General features: G+C 38.9%; 18 protein-coding genes. All 18 read right to left on the minus strand.

Annotated elements, in window-relative coordinates; genetic code table 11:
• Positions 1-346 precede the first annotated feature (346 nt).
• Complete coding sequence (locus NST21_RS21975) at positions 347-1033, minus strand: FMN-dependent NADH-azoreductase (RefSeq protein WP_057214588.1); 687 nt, start codon at positions 1031-1033, stop codon at positions 347-349.
• A 51-nt stretch (positions 1034-1084) separates the two neighbouring features.
• Positions 1085-1930, minus strand: coding sequence for a VOC family protein (locus NST21_RS21980; RefSeq protein WP_116822248.1), 846 nt, complete (start codon positions 1928-1930; stop codon positions 1085-1087).
• Between the two features lie 7 nt (positions 1931-1937).
• Entirely contained in the window at positions 1938-2342 is a 405-nt protein-coding gene (locus NST21_RS21985) for a DoxX family protein (RefSeq protein WP_098175671.1), read from the minus strand.
• 332 nt (positions 2343-2674) lie between these two features.
• Positions 2675-3925 (minus strand): ABC transporter permease, encoded by a 1251-nt coding sequence (locus NST21_RS21990; protein WP_340891241.1) that lies wholly within the window; start codon positions 3923-3925, stop codon positions 2675-2677.
• Positions 3918-4817, minus strand: coding sequence for an ABC transporter ATP-binding protein (locus NST21_RS21995; protein WP_340891243.1), 900 nt, complete (start codon positions 4815-4817; stop codon positions 3918-3920). Before NST21_RS21995 ends, NST21_RS21990 begins: the two co-directional genes overlap by 8 nt.
• Before the next feature lie 252 nt (positions 4818-5069).
• Entirely contained in the window at positions 5070-5891 is an 822-nt protein-coding gene (locus NST21_RS22000; protein ID WP_340891246.1) for a nicotianamine synthase family protein, read from the minus strand.
• A complete protein-coding gene (locus NST21_RS22005; protein ID WP_340891248.1) occupies positions 5869-7206 on the minus strand; it encodes an MATE family efflux transporter in 1338 nt (445 codons plus the stop codon). Before NST21_RS22005 ends, NST21_RS22000 begins: the two co-directional genes overlap by 23 nt.
• Positions 7207-7306: 100 nt before the next feature.
• The gene (locus NST21_RS22010; protein ID WP_340891251.1) at positions 7307-8071 is read right to left on the minus strand and encodes an ABC transporter ATP-binding protein; all 765 of its coding nucleotides are present in this window, start codon (positions 8069-8071) and stop codon (positions 7307-7309) included.
• Complete coding sequence (locus tag NST21_RS22015) at positions 8068-8868, minus strand: ABC transporter ATP-binding protein (RefSeq protein ID WP_340891253.1); 801 nt, start codon at positions 8866-8868, stop codon at positions 8068-8070. Before NST21_RS22015 ends, NST21_RS22010 begins: the two co-directional genes overlap by 4 nt.
• Complete coding sequence (gene nikC, locus NST21_RS22020; RefSeq protein ID WP_236695023.1) at positions 8865-9641, minus strand: nickel transporter permease; 777 nt, start codon at positions 9639-9641, stop codon at positions 8865-8867. The genes NST21_RS22015 and nikC overlap by 4 nt, the downstream gene beginning before the upstream one ends.
• Positions 9642-9703: 62 nt before the next feature.
• Complete coding sequence (nikB, locus tag NST21_RS22025; RefSeq protein WP_340891254.1) at positions 9704-10648, minus strand: nickel ABC transporter permease; 945 nt, start codon at positions 10646-10648, stop codon at positions 9704-9706.
• Positions 10649-12178: a nickel ABC transporter substrate-binding protein gene (nikA, locus tag NST21_RS22030; protein ID WP_340891255.1), complete on the minus strand. Its 1530-nt coding sequence runs from the start codon at positions 12176-12178 to the stop codon at positions 10649-10651.
• Between the two features lie 839 nt (positions 12179-13017).
• Entirely contained in the window at positions 13018-13464 is a 447-nt protein-coding gene (locus tag NST21_RS22035; RefSeq protein WP_340891256.1) for an OsmC family protein, read from the minus strand.
• Between the two features lie 29 nt (positions 13465-13493).
• Positions 13494-14231 carry an amino acid ABC transporter ATP-binding protein gene (locus NST21_RS22040; RefSeq protein ID WP_340891258.1) on the minus strand — a complete coding sequence of 246 codons (738 nt, stop codon included), beginning with the start codon at positions 14229-14231 and terminating at the stop codon, positions 13494-13496.
• Between the two features lie 15 nt (positions 14232-14246).
• On the minus strand, positions 14247-14891 hold the full coding sequence (locus NST21_RS22045) for an amino acid ABC transporter permease (protein ID WP_053347482.1): 645 nt from the start codon (positions 14889-14891) through the stop codon (positions 14247-14249).
• A gap of 33 nt (positions 14892-14924) precedes the next feature.
• Positions 14925-15755 carry a transporter substrate-binding domain-containing protein gene (locus NST21_RS22050; RefSeq protein ID WP_056521568.1) on the minus strand — a complete coding sequence of 277 codons (831 nt, stop codon included), beginning with the start codon at positions 15753-15755 and terminating at the stop codon, positions 14925-14927.
• Positions 15756-15772: 17 nt separating this feature from the next.
• Positions 15773-16372 carry a TetR/AcrR family transcriptional regulator gene (locus tag NST21_RS22055; RefSeq protein WP_340891262.1) on the minus strand — a complete coding sequence of 200 codons (600 nt, stop codon included), beginning with the start codon at positions 16370-16372 and terminating at the stop codon, positions 15773-15775.
• A 238-nt stretch (positions 16373-16610) separates the two neighbouring features.
• Positions 16611-17756, minus strand: coding sequence for a mannitol-1-phosphate 5-dehydrogenase (locus NST21_RS22060; protein WP_340891265.1), 1146 nt, complete (start codon positions 17754-17756; stop codon positions 16611-16613).
• Between the last annotated feature and the right edge of the window lie 2 nt (positions 17757-17758).

The raw sequence follows: 17758 nt of genomic DNA on the forward strand, positions 1-17758 counted from the left end.
ATATGGCGGGCCTTTTGTTTATCGACAAAAGGGAGTTTGGAATGGTCACATCCCGAACCGTGATTTTTAAAAATGGTTTAATTCTGCTTTACGGAATCCTCAATGGATGGAAGAAATTTGCGACAATCCTGACGAATAACTGGCTAGCCGAGACCCCACAGACGCTTGCGGCGAGGAGGCTTGGCAGACAGTCGGCGGAAAGGGAGCGGATTTCTGAAATCAACTGAAACGTTTTTCAATAAAAAAAACTGCAGGCAAACTCGCTTTCTACGAATTTGTCTACAGTCTGAAGGCCCCGATTGATAGTGAGGGCCATCCTTTGCCTGCTATTCTTTTCACTTCACAATCAGAATGTTTCAGCTGCTTTTGCAACGTTTTCCAAACCATCCGCGATGATTTTTTGTGTGCGATCAGGATACTGATTATGTCCTTCAATAACCACTTCTTCTGGATTTTTGATGCCCCATAGGCTAATAATGGTTTTTACTAAGTTTACAGCCATTTCAGCAGAAGCCATTCCTTCTAAGGAATAATCTGAGCCACGAGCGTTTAAAAGCATGACTTTTTTATCACCAGCATATCCAACAGGACCTTCCGCTGTATAATTAAACATTTTACCAGCTTGAGCCAAATAAGAAAGGTACGTGATTAGCGGAGCAGGTACCGTTGAATTCCATAAAGGAAAAGCAAATACTACTTTATCCACAGCAAGGAATTGATTTAAATATTGATCAACTAAACTAGCTGCTTTTTCTTCTTCAGGTGTCAGTTCAAAACCTTGGTTTCGTTTATACATCCCAGTTATCGCTGTATTGCCATAGTACGGTAGCTCTTCTTTAAATAAATCTAACTCGATCACTTCATCCGTACCATTCGCTTCTTTATAAGTTTTTACAAATGTATCATACATTTTTGAGCTAATTGCCTGGTCTGCTGGACGATCGTTTGCTTTGATAAATAATACTTTTGTCATTTTTTTATTCTCCTCTGCACTTGTATCTTTATTTCCAAATAACTTACTGAAAAATCCCATTTTTTCTCACCAATGCTTTCTGAATATACTATAGTTCCAACCCTAAAGGCTTTAGATAACTAAATGAATCTCATTTCCTGACGGATCTGTGATGACATAAAAGCCGTCTTCTTTTGTAGCTTCAGCCCCAATTTTGTTTAGTTTTTCAATCACTTTGTTTCTCGCTTCTTCATCTGCAAAAACAAGTGAATACCAGTTGAGCCCTACACTGTTTTTCTTTGGAGCAGGAGCGCCAACGCCATTCCATGTGTTTAATCCGATATGATGATGATATCCGCCGGTTGAAGTAAAGAGAGCCCCTCCGAATCGATTCACAATAGTAAACCCAAGACCCAACATGTAAAACTCTTCTGTTTTTCGTAGATCCGCTACATGTAAATGAATGTGTCCCATTAACGTACCAGCAGGCAGTCCGTTCCACTCGGCGTCACTTTCTGCCAGAAGGCTGTTTCCATCTAACGGGTCCGTTCCCATCGCAACTTCTCCATTTGACCATTTCCAGTCAGAAGATGGACGGTCCCAGTAGACTTCAATGCCATTTCCATCCGGATCAGTAATGTACAGCGCTTCACTTACATCATGATCCGAAGCTCCAAACCGGTATTCTGTTTGAAGTAAATGGCGTAAAAAGATCGACAAGTCAGCACGGGTTGGTAGCAAAAGAGCAAAGTGATATAAGCCTGTTGTTCTTCCTTCTTTTGGAATTACATCAGCGGGCTGCTCAAGCGTAAGCAACGGGGTTTTACCATCTGTTGTTAAAACAGCTTTACGATCCGTTTTTTTCAATAATTGGAGACCTATGATATCTTGATAAAACCTGATGGCATTATCCAAATGCATGACATTAATACTAACTTCCCTAACAAACGTAACGGGCTTTTGATGAAATTCCCCCATCATATTGTTACTTCCCTTCTTTATTAAAGAGTTTATTATCTAAAGAAAAAAGCGAGCGATTTGCACATGCAAGATAAACGGACATAGCAAGCAGTGCTAAGTCCAGCTCGTATCCTGCCATTTGTCCATTGCCAAGAAATCCAGCAGGTAATTTAGCCGTGAAAATGGCACCCAGCATAATAACGACAAACAAGATAGAAACGATTCGTGTTCCAAAGCCAACTATTAATGCAAGACCTCCGACTAATTCGATAAATGCTACCACATAAGCCATGAACCCAGGAATTCCGAGGCTATCAAAGAAGCCTGCCGTGTTACCTATTCCGCCTTGAAACTTTGAAACTCCGTGAATGAAAAAAGTAAGACCTAAAATTATCCGTAAAAAAACTTGACCAGCTTCATTTCTATTCATGTTATTTATTCTCCTTTTTTGTTGGTTACTTTATGTAAGTAATTATATTTTCATAAGCTCATAATGTCAAGTAAGTTTTATAGACTTATATAAAGCTTAACAAATCCCCCTATGTATCTTTCAATATATCGAATGAATTTCGAAGGACTATCTTGTCTAGAACAGCTGAATTAGTTGGGATCTTATTGGAGATAATAAGTATCAGTACATTTGAAGGAATAGTAGAAGTAAATAAACCTATAAGGGTTTTTAGGAGCTAAACTCATAAATCGTGAAAAAAATAAAAAAACCTGAATACCTCAAAAAAGAAGTGAGGGATCCAGGTTTTAAGGTTAATTTTTCTTTGATAATTGCAATGCATTTTTGATGCTTTTTAGTGATTTTGAGCTTCCATACATCAGGACTCCACCACGATAGATTTTCGCTCCGATAATACCAAGTAAAATAATTGTTAAAATCAATACAGCGATGCTTATTGCGATTTCCCAGAAAGGGACATCAAGCATTCCTACGCGCAAAAACATAATCATTGGCGTGAAAAATGGAATGAATGATGTAATAGTGATATAACTAGCTGAAGGATTCCCTAGTCCAAACATCGCAATCATAAAGGCAATGACAACAAGCATGGTCATCGGTGAAATCATTTGCTGGACATCTTCAATTTTGCTGACAACGGACCCAAGACAAGCCGCAAGTGTCGCGTACAGAAGATAACCAAGCAATGCGAAGATGATCGCATAAATGATCGTTGAGATATTGATGCTGCCGAAACCAAAAAATGCAAAAAACCCTTCATTCATGCCTGTCAAGTTTTGCTTAATTGATAAATAACCCCATCCAAAAAATAAAATCATTTGTGTAAGACTAAGCAAAGCTACCCCCATTATTTTGGCAAACATCTGCGTGACTGGCGGGACACTTGAAATCAGGATTTCCATGACCCTTGATGTTTTTTCAGTGGCTACTTCCATTGCAATCATCGTTGCATACATCAACACACCGAAGTAAATAACGAATAAAAGCACATACACGAGACCACGGGCTTGATTGAGGTCTTCTTCTGTTTTTGCATTTTCCTGAAGTGCAATCGTTTCAAAGGCTGGCGGCGTATTCAATTGAGTGATTTGCTGCTCTGTCAATTTCAATTCATTCGCTGTGATTTGGCTTTTCAATTGGGTAAGTGCGAGAAGCAAATCATTACTCACCATTGAATCTGAAATTTGATTCGCTTTATACGTTCCCTTAAAACCTAGGCTGTCATCCTTTTCGATTAAAAGATACCCAACGATTTCTTCTGCGCTAACCATTTCATCCGCTTCCTTTTCATCTTGGGCGGTTATTATCGAGAGCTCATCGTTCACACCTGCTACGGCAGTCTTATAAGAATCAAATAAGCTATCTTCAGTCAGATCGATAACGGCAACCTTTTCCTGATCCTCACTATCGAATGTATCAATAAGCTTCGAAATATTTGTAAGAACAAGAATCAATGCCATCATAATGACTGTAGAAATGATAAAGGATTTCGTTTTTAATTTTGATAGATATGTATGGGAAAGAACAATCCAAAATTTATTCATAGACTGCACCTACTTTTTCAATGAAAATATCCGTCAGCGATGGTTCTTCCAATTCGAATTTTCGAACGAACCCTTTTGGAACAAGATCACGAATCATGCTCTCAGCTACATCTTCACCAGTGACTTGAAGAATTTTCCCTTCCATTGTGTTCTTAACTTTTGTTACACCAGGATAAGTATCCAAGAAAGATAAATCAAAATCAGCTTTAATTGACACATTCTTTTTGCCAAAAGAACGCTTAATTTCTTTCAATTTCCCAGCCACTACGGGGGATCCTTTATGCATAATGCAAAGATGCTCACACATCTCTTCAACATGCTCCATACGATGACTTGAGAAAACAATCGTCGTGCCGCTGTCCCTCAAGTCGATGACCGCCTTCTTCAGCATTTCCACATTAACAGGATCTAGTCCGCTAAAGGGTTCGTCAAGAATAAGCAATTCCGGTTTATGAATCATGGAAGCGATCAACTGAATTTTTTGCTGATTTCCCTTTGAAAGCTCTTCAACACGCTTATCCATGTACTCTGGCACCATAAAACGGTCAAGCCAATATTCTAACTCTTTCAATGCATCTCCTTTTCTCATGCCTCTTAATCTAGCTAAATATACAATCTGATCGCGCACCTTCAGCTTTGGATATAGTCCGCGTTCCTCAGGAAGGTAACCAATTAATGAACTGGTCGTATAATCGATTTTCTTACCATCCCAAAATATTTCTCCTTCGGTTGGGTCAAGCAAGCCAAGTATCATACGAAACGTGGTTGTTTTCCCTGCACCATTCCCTCCTAAAAAACCAAACATTTCTTTCTCGGGGATAGTGAAATTTAGATTATTAACAGCTGTGAAATCTCCAAATTTCTTTGTGATTTCTTTGATTTGTAAAGCCAATGTACAACCTCCTATTACATTATTCATATTCCATATTAATAGAAAACTTTTCCAATTACAACTACCTTAGAGGAGCAAGAACATCTCTCCGCCACCATTCCGTTTGTAATTATATGCAAATATCCACAAATAAAGTTCCAATATTATTGGCTGTTCACACCTACTGGGGGTAACTACTCCCACCCAAACCTTTTAGTTTAATAACTTACTCATATAAAAAACGAATTGCCGAAGCAACTCGTTTGATGGGTTTTACTGTTTGTATGTGTATAATATTGTTGAATTAATGATGAAAGAATCTGCAATAGTTCTGCCGACTTCTTCACATGCCACTTTGTGAAACTTTGTTGCATCGACAGGTTCATATAATAATTGATGTATGCCATCCACCGATCGAATGGCCACTATAGCCTTTGGATTCGTCTCAAATATTTGTTTTAAAATATCCTCTTTATTAGGAACAAGGCCGGCAATCCAGATAAGATCATATCCACTATAATCATGTAGAGCACCATCTTTTAAAATATAGCTTGAGTTCCTATCAATATCTAAATCTTGTATGAAACCCTGGCCATATGTATAAGCCTGCTTATCAATATCGAGACAGGTCATTTTTGAACCCAATTCTTGTTTAAGCAGTAAAGGGCTTAAAGGTAAAGGACCCGCTCCTATAAATGCGAACGAATGAAAATCATTTTTTACTTTTTTTAGTTCATGTATTTCTGTTTTGATCAGTTCTTTGTAGTTATCCCAATAAATAAATGAACGAAAGTCATCTAAGGAATTCACCTTGCCAATAAATAATTTGGCATAGTAATCCTCCATTAAGGTTTCGGCAATCGTCAGCTTTTCAAGCATGGTTCCCCTAATTGATTTAATCTCCTTATCGTTAAGAATATCTTCTGCTATGGATTGATCTATTGGTTTAGAAAGAATGGAAACTAGTTCAGATAAAACGTGATTAATTATCTCATTATTTGGTGATAAATCCTGTTCTGCTAGTAAGATTTTATATGTTTCTGTATATGTATTAATGATTTTTTCTTGTTTTCTAGCTAATTCGATTGTCTTCATGTCTAACACTCCTCTTAGGAAATAATTTATGACTTAACTGTGGTATATACAGTGCTAAAAATACTGAACGCCCTAAGCTAAATACAGTAAAGGCCAACCATAACGCATGGTTTTGAAACGAAGGCACAAAGATATATAAGGTTATTAAAAAAACAATTAAGGAGTAAATCATTGAGTTCCGAATAGGCGCAGCTTCTGTAGCCCCTGTAAAAACACCGTAGAATACGATGCCTACACTTGCCAAAAGAGGAAACAAAATAAGCCAGATTCCATAATCATTTGCCAAATCAATGACACTAGGTATGCGTGTAAAAAGTGAAATGATGTAATCACTAAATAGATAGTAACTGGCAGCAATCATTAGAGAGGATAGGCCCCCCCACTGCCAGGACAACATAAGGGTCTTCTTATACAAGTGCTTATCCTTCGAACCAATGGCTTTTCCAACAAGAATGCTAGAGGCATTTGCGAACCCATCAAAGAAGTAAGCCATTATATAGTGAATTTGAATAAGGACGGCATTGGCTGCCAATATCTCTGTTCCATATGACGCGCCCTTTGCCGTAAAGATATTAAAAACAGTTAGCAAACAGAGCGTTCTGATAAATAAGTCTCGATTCACCGCCATCATTTTTTTAAAAGATAACGGGTCAATCATCTCTTTAAAGGGAGGCATTTTAATTCGATAGGGCGTCGCTTTCCAAATAATAAATAGCCCAATGAAAAAGGCTGTTACCTCTGATAGAAGAGTCGCTATAGCTACTCCAGATACACCCCATGCGAAAACATGGACAAACAACAAATCCAGAACAATGTTCATGAGGTTCATAAACACTTGTAGCACTAACGAAATCTTGATTTTGGACATTCCCATTAGCCATCCTAAGATAACGTAATTCATTAAAGTAAATGGAATTCCCCAGATTCGAATGCTAAAGTATTCAGAGGCATATAAGTGAACGTCAGTGTCCGGGTTTATCAAGGTTAATGAAATATGTTCAATCGGACCTTGAAGCAGTATAAAAAATATTCCTACCGCAATCGCTATTAATAACGGCCTGATAAAGGCTAACATTCCTTGCTGTTCATTCTTTGCACCAAGTGCTTGTGCAGCAAATCCAGATGTACTCACTCGCAAAAAGCCGAACAGCCAATACATGGTATTAAAAATAATTGTACCTACAGCTACACCTCCCAAATAAGCCGGATTGGGTAACTGACCCACTACTGCCGTGTCCACCGCACCTATTAGAGGTGTCGTTATCGTCGAAATGGTCAAAGGAATGGCTAAGGCTAGATATGATCTGTGATTCACCGCATTTCCCCCCTTATGGTTCAAATCCTTATCTGTCGTTAATCAACATCATTACGATTTATATTTTAAACAGATAGAGCGGTTTTCCTGATGTTCTTCATCATTCAAACATTGTTAATAATTCTTGTGTGTATGAATGACGGTCCATAGAAAAGAGGTTTTCCTTCTCGAATGAATCAACAATGACACCCTCTTTCATCACCATGATTTTTTGACTCATCTCATGCACAGCCGACAGGTCATGAGAAATAAAAAGATAGGAAATATCCAACGTCACTCGTAATTCATCTAACAAACGCAATACGGCTGCTTGTGATAGCACATCAAGGCTTGAAGCCGGTTCGTCTAAAATTATAAGCGCTGGTTCAATACTAATAGCGCGTGCAATGGTCACCCGCTGCTTCTGTCCTCCACTTAGTTCATGTGGAAATCGTTCAGCAAGCCCCGTTGGAAGTTCTACAGCTTCTAATAGCTGTGCGACAAAGTTTTCTTCACTTGTATACTGAAATTGTTTCATCTTAGCTTGACTGCTGTATTGCAGGTAAGGATCTATTAGCGAATCTTTTATCCTTAGTTTTGGATTCAACGCTGAAGCAGGGTTTTGTAAAACCGCTTGGATGTTTTTTCGGTACGGCTTTAAATTGCGCTCGCTTTTGTTTTGCAGAGGCGTCCCCTCGAACATGATCATACCTTTATTAATAGATTCAATCTGTAAAATGCAGCGAGCAAGCGTGCTCTTCCCACACCCACTCTCTCCTACTAAACCTAGGCACTCTTTCCTCTCCAGGCTAAAATTCACGTTCTTAAGAACTTCCACACCGTTATCGTACGTTTTATGGACATTTTTCACTTCTAATAAACTCATCCTGACACTCCTTCAAGTTTTAATGGACTCCTGCTTCTAAGTGATGGCGATGATTGAATCAGTTTATCTGTATAAGCGTGCTGCGGATGATTCAGCACCTGATTTTTATCACCGGTTTCTATGATTACTCCTTCTTTCATAACAGCAATTCGGTTCGCATATTTCTTCACATGGCGCAAATCATGGGTAATGAACAAAATTGCACAGCCGGTTTCTACTTGCAGCCGGGATAACAATTGCAAAACCTTAAAAGAAGATACACTATCCAAAGCAGTAGTCGGTTCATCTGCTATCAATATATCTGGTTTAAGCAGCAGGGCTATCGAAATGGACACACGTTGAAGCTGCCCCCCGCTTAATTGAAACGGATATCTTCTATAGATATCTTCATAAAGGCCAACGGAAATAAGCGCTTCCACAGCTTGCTGCCGTCTTGCTTTTTTAGACAGTTTAAGGTGCGTCCGCTGATACTCCTCGAAGTGTTGTCCAATGGTAAGAAACGGAGTAAATGACCCTTGGTAATCTTGAAAAATATAAGCTAGGTGCTTTCCGCGAATTTTCCGCATTTCAGAGGAAGACAGCGTTAATAAATTCTTTTCTTGGTACCATATTTCTCCCTTTGCTTGGAGATTTGGCGCTAGCAACTGTCCGATTGCCATTGCTGTCATGCTTTTGCCGCTACCACTTTGACCAACAAGTGCGAACCACTCTCCTTTATGGATGTCTAACGAAATATCTTTGACAATCCTATTTTGTTTTCCTATAACAGATAGATGATTAACGGTTAAAATACTCACGATTCCACCTCCTTTTTCACATCAAATTTATCACGCAAATAATCACCGAATAAGTTTGATAAAAGAACGACAAATCCAATAGCAAGTCCGGGATAAATCATCAGAAACAGATTGGATTGAAAGTAAGGACGGGCGTCATTGAGCATTGCTCCCCATTCTGGTGCTGGAGGCTGCGCACCGAGTCCAATATAAGACAGGGAAGATATGAGTAAGATGATTTTCCCTAAATCGAGACTTGCCAGTACGAGTACATTCCCAATAAGGTGCGGAAATAGATGTTTTCGCATAATTCGGAAGGAACTAACTCCATTAATTTTAGCTACCGTCACATAATCTTTCTGACGCTCAGTAATCACCGTACTGCGCACAAGCCGAGCATAGTTCACCCATTTCACTACAACAATGGCCAACAGCAGGTTCTCTATTCCCGGACCTAATAGACCACTCAACACAATAGCTACGATCGTATCTGGAAACGATAAAAAAGCATCTGCAATACGCATGAAAATTCGATCGATCAGACCTCCTTTGAATCCAGAAATTACCCCAAACGGGACGCCGATTATAACAGCAACTAACAAGGATAAGAGCCCATAGCCAACCGTCAGCTTTGTACCAAGCAGCAGACGCGTTAATACGTCACGCCCTAAGTGGTCCGTGCCGAGCGGATGTTCTAAGCTTGCTGGCAATAATCTTTCAGCCAGATTGACTAGTAGCGGATCATGCTTCAGGCCAAGAAAGGTGTACGCTGCAACAGCAAACACAAAAGCCATCGTTGTATAAATAGCGGCAGCTTTCCATCGTCTTTTGATTTGTTTTCTGAACACTAATTCCATCAACTATTATTCCTTTCCTTTAGTCTTAGCTCCGGGTTTAAATATCTGTAAGATAAATCCACTGCGCTATTTACCATAAATACAATAATAGCCATGATCAAAATGTATCCTTGGATGACTGGGTAATCACGAGACCGAATGGAGTCAACGACCATCTTCCCAATACCTGGATAGGCGAAAATCACTTCAACCACGACAACCCCGCCAATCAAGCTGCCAAGGCTAACACCGAATACGGTAATGACCGGCGGTAAACTATAGCGAAATGCATGGGCAAAGAAGATACGTATTTCTGAAATCCCCCTTGACCGGGCGGCTCTGATAAATTCATGACTAAGCGAGTCAATCAAACTCGAACGCAGCAAGCGGACGTATACACTTGTAATGGCAAGGCCCAAAGTAACTGACGGCAGGACCAAAGAAATGAATCCGTCCCTCCCCATTGTTGGAAATCCCCCCCACCTCACCGCAAATAAATCAATCAAAAGCAGTCCCAGCCAAAAGCTAGGGATAGCTGCGCCTAATAGTGAGACTCCACGACTTATCTGGTCAATCCAACTCCCCCTATAAAGAGCAGCAAGCGAACCTAAAGGAATGGCTATACTAAGCATGACAAGTAACGCACCCATTGACAGCTCAAGTGTCGCAGGCAGACCGCTTATAATCATTTTCATCACAGGCTGATTCGTAATATAGGAATTTCCGAAATCTAATTGAACAAAGTCCGCAAACCAATGACCATACTGTACAAGCAACGGATCGTTGAATCCCAATTCTTCACGAAGCTCATAGACTTGCTCGTTTGTGATCGATACATCATCCACTTGAAGAATTGATAGTACCGGATCACCTGGAGCGAGCCGCACAAAAAGAAAGCTGATAAATGTAATAACAAGGATAAAAATCACAACCTCGATAAATCGCCTGCCTAGAATGCGGAACATTTACTTCACATCCAGTTCATTCGTCAGCATGTAGTATTCACTTCGCGAAGTGATCCAGTTTTCAACTTTATTGGAGTTATATGCAACAAGTGTGTTGGGATGTAAAATAAATGAGTTATATACTTGTTCATCCACATACATCGCAATTTCTTCAGCTAAATCTGAACGTTTTTTCTGCCCAACCGTTACGTTTAACTTGTCAATAAGTGCCGTCAAGTGATCGTCATCCGCACCACTGAAGTTTAAGGCGCCATTTGGATGATACGTTGCATTTAAATAGTAACCGGCATCTCCGCGCGGTGCCGTTAAATTACTGTACGTTGTTAAATCCCAATCCCGATTGGCTGCCATATACTCTTCCGGGATTTCAATCTGTTTGATTTTCACATCAATTCCTAACTGAGCAGCATCCGATTGAAATACTTGAGCGATTAACGGTAAATCGGCACGTGAACTGTAAGTAAGAAGCGAAAACGAAAGCGGTTTGCCGTCTTTTTGCATAACATCATGTACTTTCTTATATCCTGCTTTTTCAAGATATTCTCTAGCCGCTTCCATTCCGTTCTCTTTTTTTGGATAGTCTGGAGCAAATGAGAACGTAGATGGAAAAGGTCCTGTGGCAACTTCTGCATGACCTTGTAAAATCGTATCCGCAATGGATGAACGATCTATCAAAGCATCTATAGCCTTACGAACGTGTATATCTTGCAGCGCTTTCCGTTCTAAGTTCATCGTCATTTGATGTACACGGAAAGTAGATGTGGACTCCACAGTTACCCCATTTATAGCTTCTAAATTTGCTAGGCTTTCAACTTCTGGACGGAAGACAATATCAGCATCTCCTGATTCAAGTGCAAGAGAGCGCGCGTTGGCATCTTCATTAAACGAAAATCTGGCTTTCTCCAGTTTCGCGGCTCCACCCCAGTAAGAATCGTACCGCTTAAGATCCACTGCAGTTCCTGGTGTGAATTTCGACACAGCAAATGGGCCTGTCCCAACTGGTTTGTTTATAAAGTCACTTTCCGTTACGTCAATAATCGATGTGTTTGGATGAACCAATTCAGATGGGAACTCCGGAAAGGGACCTTCTGTTTTAATCATTAAGGTATTTCCTTTTGCTTCTATCGAATCAATGCGCAAGGCATTCTTAATCGCCAGACTATCTTTCATCGCCCTCTCTAAAGATGCCTTTACCGCCTCGCCATCCATAGGTTTTCCATTCTGAAACGTCACTCCCTCCCTTAGCTTGAACTCCCATAATTGTCCATCTTTACTATCCCAGCTTTCAGCCAGCCAAGGCTCAATAGTCAAGTCCTTATCATTGAGATGTACCAAAGTTTCAGTAATTCCTGCACGAAGTGACACATAACTTGTATCAACATTAGGATCAAGCGAGCTAGTGGCAAAATTAAAAAGTAAATTCACTTCTTTTTTCTTTTTCTCTTGTTCTTTTGCAGTCTCGGAAGAACATGCTACCAAAAGAAAGACTGTTAGAAATAGAATAAATAATGATTTGTATTTCCTGAACATAAGGTAATCCTCCATTAATATTGTTAGTTTTATATCAGTTGTTATAAATCGTATTAATTACGATTTAAATCACAGTTTTACTATCATGATTTGCCAGGCAATAATTTCCTGATATTACTGGTGAGAGATTTCTCCAATCAGAAATCATTCAAATTGTCCCTTGTTTATAGGTTCCTTACTATGTATGGATTGGATAATCTTCTACCTTCTTTCCTGCTTCTCCTTTCTCCAAACTTACTCGTAAAAGGACTAAACTCGAGTGAAAGAACGAACCCATGAGTAAATGCACTCAATTCACGAGTAAAGGCGCCAAATTCACGAGTAAAAGTACCAAACTCACGAGTAAAAGTACCAAACTCACGAGTAAAGGCGCCAAATTCACGAGTAAAAGTACCAAACTCACGAGTAAAAGTACCAAATTCATGAGTAACTACACCAAACTCACGAGTAACTACACCAAACTCACGAGTAAAAGTACCAAATTCACGAGTAACTACACCAAACTCACGAGTAACAGCGCTAAACTCACGAGTAACTACACCAAACTCACGAGTAACTACACCAAACTCAAGTAAGAGCTATATTCTCAACATAAAAAGACCCCTTCATCACACAAATCAAAATAATTACGATTTATACTATAAAAAATCCTTTTTGTTCAAGAATTATCACTATAGATGTAACGCTTTTCTTGACTGTCTCCCATTATAAAACGTAATGATTACTATTTACAAGTGTTAAATTTATATTCCTAAGAAATATCCTTTTTCTTTTTACCTTAAAAACTACAAAAGCACCGTAGAGATTTCTCCACAGTGCTTTTGAAAAGTTAAAAGTATTTATTCTCCTTGGTTCTGATCAGTAGCTATTTTTGCTTGTTCTTCCCCATTTAAAATCAGCCGGAATGAGATATCGGCTTTCAAAGAATCTGATACCGCACAGTATTTTTCTTTGCCCAGATTAATTGCCCTCCAGATTCGTTTACTGTCCACTTGCCCATCAATGATGAAAGTCACAACAATGGATGTGAATCCTTTTGGCAATTCTTCTTTTCTCGTGCCATCTGTTTCAATTTCAAGCTTGTCCACAGATGACAAATAAGGTTTCAGTATCATCGTGACATCAATTCCAATGCAACCAGCTAGAGAAGCCAGCAGCATTTCGGTTGGTGTAGATCCTTTACCTTCGCCTCCATATGCAGGAGTTGCGTCCATACTTACTTCATAACCTGAATCTCCAACAGCTGTGAAAGCACGCTGGCCATTCCATTTTGTTACCACTTTCATAATAATTCCTCCAGCTCTCCTTATATTAACTACATTTTCTTCAAAAATTTCTTAGCTCGATCGGTTTGTGGTTGTGAAAAGAATTCCTCTGGTGGACCTTCTTCAACAATGACACCATCTGACATGAAGACGATTCGATCAGCAACTTCCTGAGCAAAAGTCATCTCGTGTGTAACGATAGCCATGGTCATTCCATCTTGAGCAAGTTCTTTAATTACAGCCAACACCTCTTCTACCAACTCTGGATCTAATGCAGACGTTGGTTCATCGAACAATAAGATATCCGGTTCCATGGCAAGTGCTCTTGCAATCGCAACCCTTTGTTGCTGACCTCCAGATAATCGGGAAGGATACACATCTTTTTTATCAATCAAACCTACTCTTTTTAACAGCGTTTCCCCTTTTATCTCTGCATCATTTTTCGACCATTTTTTCACAATTAACAGTGCTTCGATAACATTTTCCAATACCGTTTTATGCGGATATAAATTAAATTGTTGAAAAACCATTCCCGTATGAAGACGGACTTTTTTAATTTGTTTATTGCGCTCTTTATGACTTTTTTTCGCATCAACGACAATGTTGCTCACTTCAATAGTTCCACTCGTTAATTCTTCGAGACCATTTATACATCGAAGCAATGTACTTTTACCTGAGCCACTCGGTCCAAGAATCACAACAACTTCGCCGCTGTTCACTTGTAAATTAATATCCTTCAACACTTCTAATGTTGAAAAACTCTTCGATAGGTTGTTGATGTTTATCATTCTACTTCACCATACTTAGTCATATATTGATAACCGTTTTTCAATTCTTTCCAAGACAAAGGAAAATCCTGTACTCATGATCCAATACATTAGCGCAATTGCTAAATAAAATGGCATGTACACATAGTATTGAGCGATTAATAATTGGGCTGAACGCAATAATTCGGTAACCGTTATAACGGAGACAAGTGATGTCTCTTTTAACATCCCAATAAATGTATTGCCTGCTGGCGGGATGGCCACCCGAATCGCTTGCGGGAAAATAATCCTGCGCATCGTTTGATATGGCGACATTCCAGAAGCATATGCCGCTTCATATTGCCCTTTAGGGATAGATTGAATCGCCCCGCGTAATGTTTCAGACAAGTAAGCCCCGATGCTAATACTTAACGCAATATAAGCCGCTGTTAGTGGTTGAAGATTTAATCCGTAATCAGCCAGTCCATAATACACAATAATAATTTGGACCAAAGTGGGAGTACCTCTTATGATGGAAACATATGCACGAGCCATCCACCTAATAAACTTATTACCTTTTAGTCTAGCTACCGCCACAATCACAGCAATAATCGATCCAAAAAACATTGAAATAATGGTGATAAGGAGCGTATAATACGCTCCCTTCAATAAAAATGGTAGGTTAACCCAAATAACATCCATAACTTTGCTTGTATCCTTTCTACTACTAAAGGTTTATTCTTGTGGCTCTTCCCCAAACCATTTCACAAAAATCTCATTATATGTGCCGTCTTCTTTCATATCAGCTAGATGTTTATTCAATTCTTTCAATAATGATTCATTGCCTTTACGAATCGCGATTCCTGCTTTATCAGATTTTACCGGTTCACCAACTGCTTTGATCTTAAATCCATTACTCTCTACAACTGGTTTCAACGCATACATATTATTAATGGTTGCATCGATTCTGCCAGAGTCCAAATCCTTTAATGATGTAATAACATCATCATATGTTTTAATTGTAAAATCTCCCACCTCTGGAAGCAGCTCTGTACGAAGATATGTTTCGTCATTAGTACCTAGCCCCACTCCAATGTTCTTGCCTTTGAAATCTTTTACAGACTTAATCGAGTTATTATCTTCTTGAACGATTACCTTCACATGGTTAGTGATATACGGTTCCGTAAAGTCCATTTGTTTTTTACGTTCATCAGTAATGGTCATTTGACTAATAACTGCATCAAATTTTTTTGTTTGTAATCCTGCCACCATACCTGAAAATTCTTGAGAAACAAATTCAACATCCACTCCAAGACGCTTGGCCATTTCTTTCGCGATATCAGCATCAAATCCATCCATCTCTTTCTTATCATTCAAGAAATTGTATGGCTGATATGTACCCATAAGCCCTACTTTAAGTGTTCCGCGATCTTTGATTTGTTGTAATAAATCTGCACTGCTTTCTTTATTTTCGCTTGCCTTATCATCTTTCGAACCACAAGCACTTAATATCAAAGTAAATGCTAATAATAAAACCAATGTAAGGTATGAATATTTTTTCTTCATAATAATCTGTCTCCTTTTTATGTTCCTAATAATCCAAAAAATTCGAATCTGACTATTTCTTTAGCCAGTTCCGCCGTTGTTTTGTTTCGTATATGCGAACCCTCTGAGACCGGTCCGAATAACCACCTAGATAGGATTCCTTCAAATAAACTCATTAATAATGCAGCTTGTAAACCAGGATCCCTTTCCGGTAGAATGTTTAGCTCCATCGCTCTTTTAATATTATTTTGAAAAGCTTCTTCCACCTTCAATCGAGTTTCAATAATCACCTGTTTAAGTGACTCTTCACCGTCAATTCCTTTGAATATCATTTCCATCATATATCGATTAGATGCGGAAAAATCAAACAACTCTTCAAATAACTTTTCAGAGGAATTCACAACATCCTTAACAGTTCCAGGAGATTTTCGATGTCCGTGCGCTACAACTTCCAGAAGTCCGTTCCGCCCTTGTTGAATAATTTCTAAAGCAATAGCTTCTTTACTTTTAAAATGCCAATAAAAAGTTCCCTGCGCAATACCCGCTTCTCGAACGATGTCAGAGATCTTCGTTTTATGATAACCAAGTGAAGCAAAAAGTTGTTGCGAAATCTCTAATATTTGCTCTCTTCTATCCACCTTTTCTGTAGAAATTCTTTCTCACCTCCCGATTGATTAGTCAGTCAGTATTATCATATAAAATTACTGTTCTGTAGTCAATTATCTTTAGTGGTTTAGTTGGTATTGAGGTTTTATCCTTTTGAGCATTGTATAGCATAAAGCAATTGATCACGTAAGTACTTTGCATCCCTTCAGCAATATCCCTAAGTTAAAGAGCTCTTGAAAATTCATTTCAGGAGCTCTGGTCATAAACTATTTATTTCTTTAACTCATTGTAATAACTGACAACTTCTTTGGTAATTTCGCTATTTTCGTCTAAACCACTAACTTCTTTAAGAACAGAAGGTACACCGTTTTCTTTCACCATCGCTTGCAGCCTTAGTGCTTCTTCATCTTCGTTATAGTTAAAGAGTAAAGCTGCCGCTATTGCCTTCGCTAGATGTGTATAGGAAAGTCTAGCTTTCTTCGCTTCTACTGCAGGGCGTACAAGACGGTCGTTTGGTCCAAGCTTACGCAGAGGTGAACGGCCTACTCTATTTACTGAGTCATTTAAGTAAGAATTTTTAAATCGGTTAATAATCTTGTTAATATATTGCTGATGCTCGTCTGGGTTCAACTGGTATTCCTTTATTAAATAGGCTCCAGTTTCATCTAATGTTTTCTTGACTTGCTTTACAATGCCTTCGTCTTCCAATGACTGGTCAATCGTCAATTTGTTATCCTTAAGATAACCCAAGTAAGCAATGACAGCATGTCCTGTATTAACGGTAAAAAGTTTTCTTTCAATGAATGGAGCGAGTTCTTTTACAATGGTCATCCCCTCAACTGCGGGAATGTTTTCATTCGTTTCAACGACCCATTCATAATAAGGTTCTACCAAAACATCGAGGGAACCCTCGTTATTTTGAATCGGAACAATTCGATCAACAGCTGAATTAAAGAAGAATACTTTATCAGCTAAGTTTGCCTTTGTATCTTGATCTAAGTTTTCTAGAATGTATCCTTCTAAAAGATCTGTTGCTGATATTTGGTTTTCGCAAGCAATCACATATAGTTTTTCATCGGTTTCCTTCACTCTTGAAGTTAACCCTTTTGCAATTAAAGGTGCGATGTGAGGCAAAATATTCGGACCGATTGCAGTTGTAAGGTATGTTGCTTCCTTAATTGCCTTGATGATTTCCTCTTCCTGCTTTAGGCTGTTTAAACCTGATACATTTTCTACTGTGACCGATTCTTGCTGATCAGTCGCCAATTTGACTTGGTATTGCTTTTTATCATTTAACTGGTCGATGATTTGATCAGCTATATCTACAAATGTTACATGATATCCAGATTGTGAAAAGAGTGCCCCAATAAATCCTCTTCCAATATTCCCTGCACCGAAATGTACTACTTGTTTCATTT

Origin of the sequence: Peribacillus sp. FSL K6-1552 (assembly GCF_038005205.1) — a bacterium.
Taxonomy (GTDB): Bacteria; Bacillota; Bacilli; order Bacillales; family DSM-1321; genus Peribacillus; species Peribacillus butanolivorans.

What these genes read in the sequence shown, in the direction of transcription:
- NST21_RS21975 (WP_057214588.1), bottom strand. Translation starts at nt 1,033, where the DNA reads ATGGGATTTTTCAGTAAGTTATTTGGAAATAAAGATACAAGTGCAGAG.
- NST21_RS21980 (WP_116822248.1), bottom strand. Translation starts at nt 1,930, where the DNA reads ATGGGGGAATTTCATCAAAAGCCCGTTACGTTTGTTAGGGAAGTTAGT.
- NST21_RS21985 (WP_098175671.1), bottom strand. Translation starts at nt 2,342, where the DNA reads ATGAATAGAAATGAAGCTGGTCAAGTTTTTTTACGGATAATTTTAGGT.
- NST21_RS21990 (WP_340891241.1), bottom strand. Translation starts at nt 3,925, where the DNA reads ATGAATAAATTTTGGATTGTTCTTTCCCATACATATCTATCAAAATTA.
- NST21_RS22000 (WP_340891246.1), bottom strand. Translation starts at nt 5,891, where the DNA reads ATGAAGACAATCGAATTAGCTAGAAAACAAGAAAAAATCATTAATACA.
- NST21_RS22010 (WP_340891251.1), bottom strand. Translation starts at nt 8,071, where the DNA reads ATGAGTTTATTAGAAGTGAAAAATGTCCATAAAACGTACGATAACGGT.
- nikC (WP_236695023.1), bottom strand. Translation starts at nt 9,641, where the DNA reads ATGGCTTTTGTGTTTGCTGTTGCAGCGTACACCTTTCTTGGCCTGAAG.
- nikB (WP_340891254.1), bottom strand. Translation starts at nt 10,648, where the DNA reads ATGTTCCGCATTCTAGGCAGGCGATTTATCGAGGTTGTGATTTTTATC.
- nikA (WP_340891255.1), bottom strand. Translation starts at nt 12,178, where the DNA reads ATGTTCAGGAAATACAAATCATTATTTATTCTATTTCTAACAGTCTTT.
- NST21_RS22035 (WP_340891256.1), bottom strand. Translation starts at nt 13,464, where the DNA reads ATGAAAGTGGTAACAAAATGGAATGGCCAGCGTGCTTTCACAGCTGTT.
- NST21_RS22040 (WP_340891258.1), bottom strand. Translation starts at nt 14,231, where the DNA reads ATGATAAACATCAACAACCTATCGAAGAGTTTTTCAACATTAGAAGTG.
- NST21_RS22045 (WP_053347482.1), bottom strand. Translation starts at nt 14,891, where the DNA reads ATGGATGTTATTTGGGTTAACCTACCATTTTTATTGAAGGGAGCGTAT.
- NST21_RS22050 (WP_056521568.1), bottom strand. Translation starts at nt 15,755, where the DNA reads ATGAAGAAAAAATATTCATACCTTACATTGGTTTTATTATTAGCATTT.
- NST21_RS22060 (WP_340891265.1), bottom strand. Translation starts at nt 17,756, where the DNA reads ATGAAACAAGTAGTACATTTCGGTGCAGGGAATATTGGAAGAGGATTT.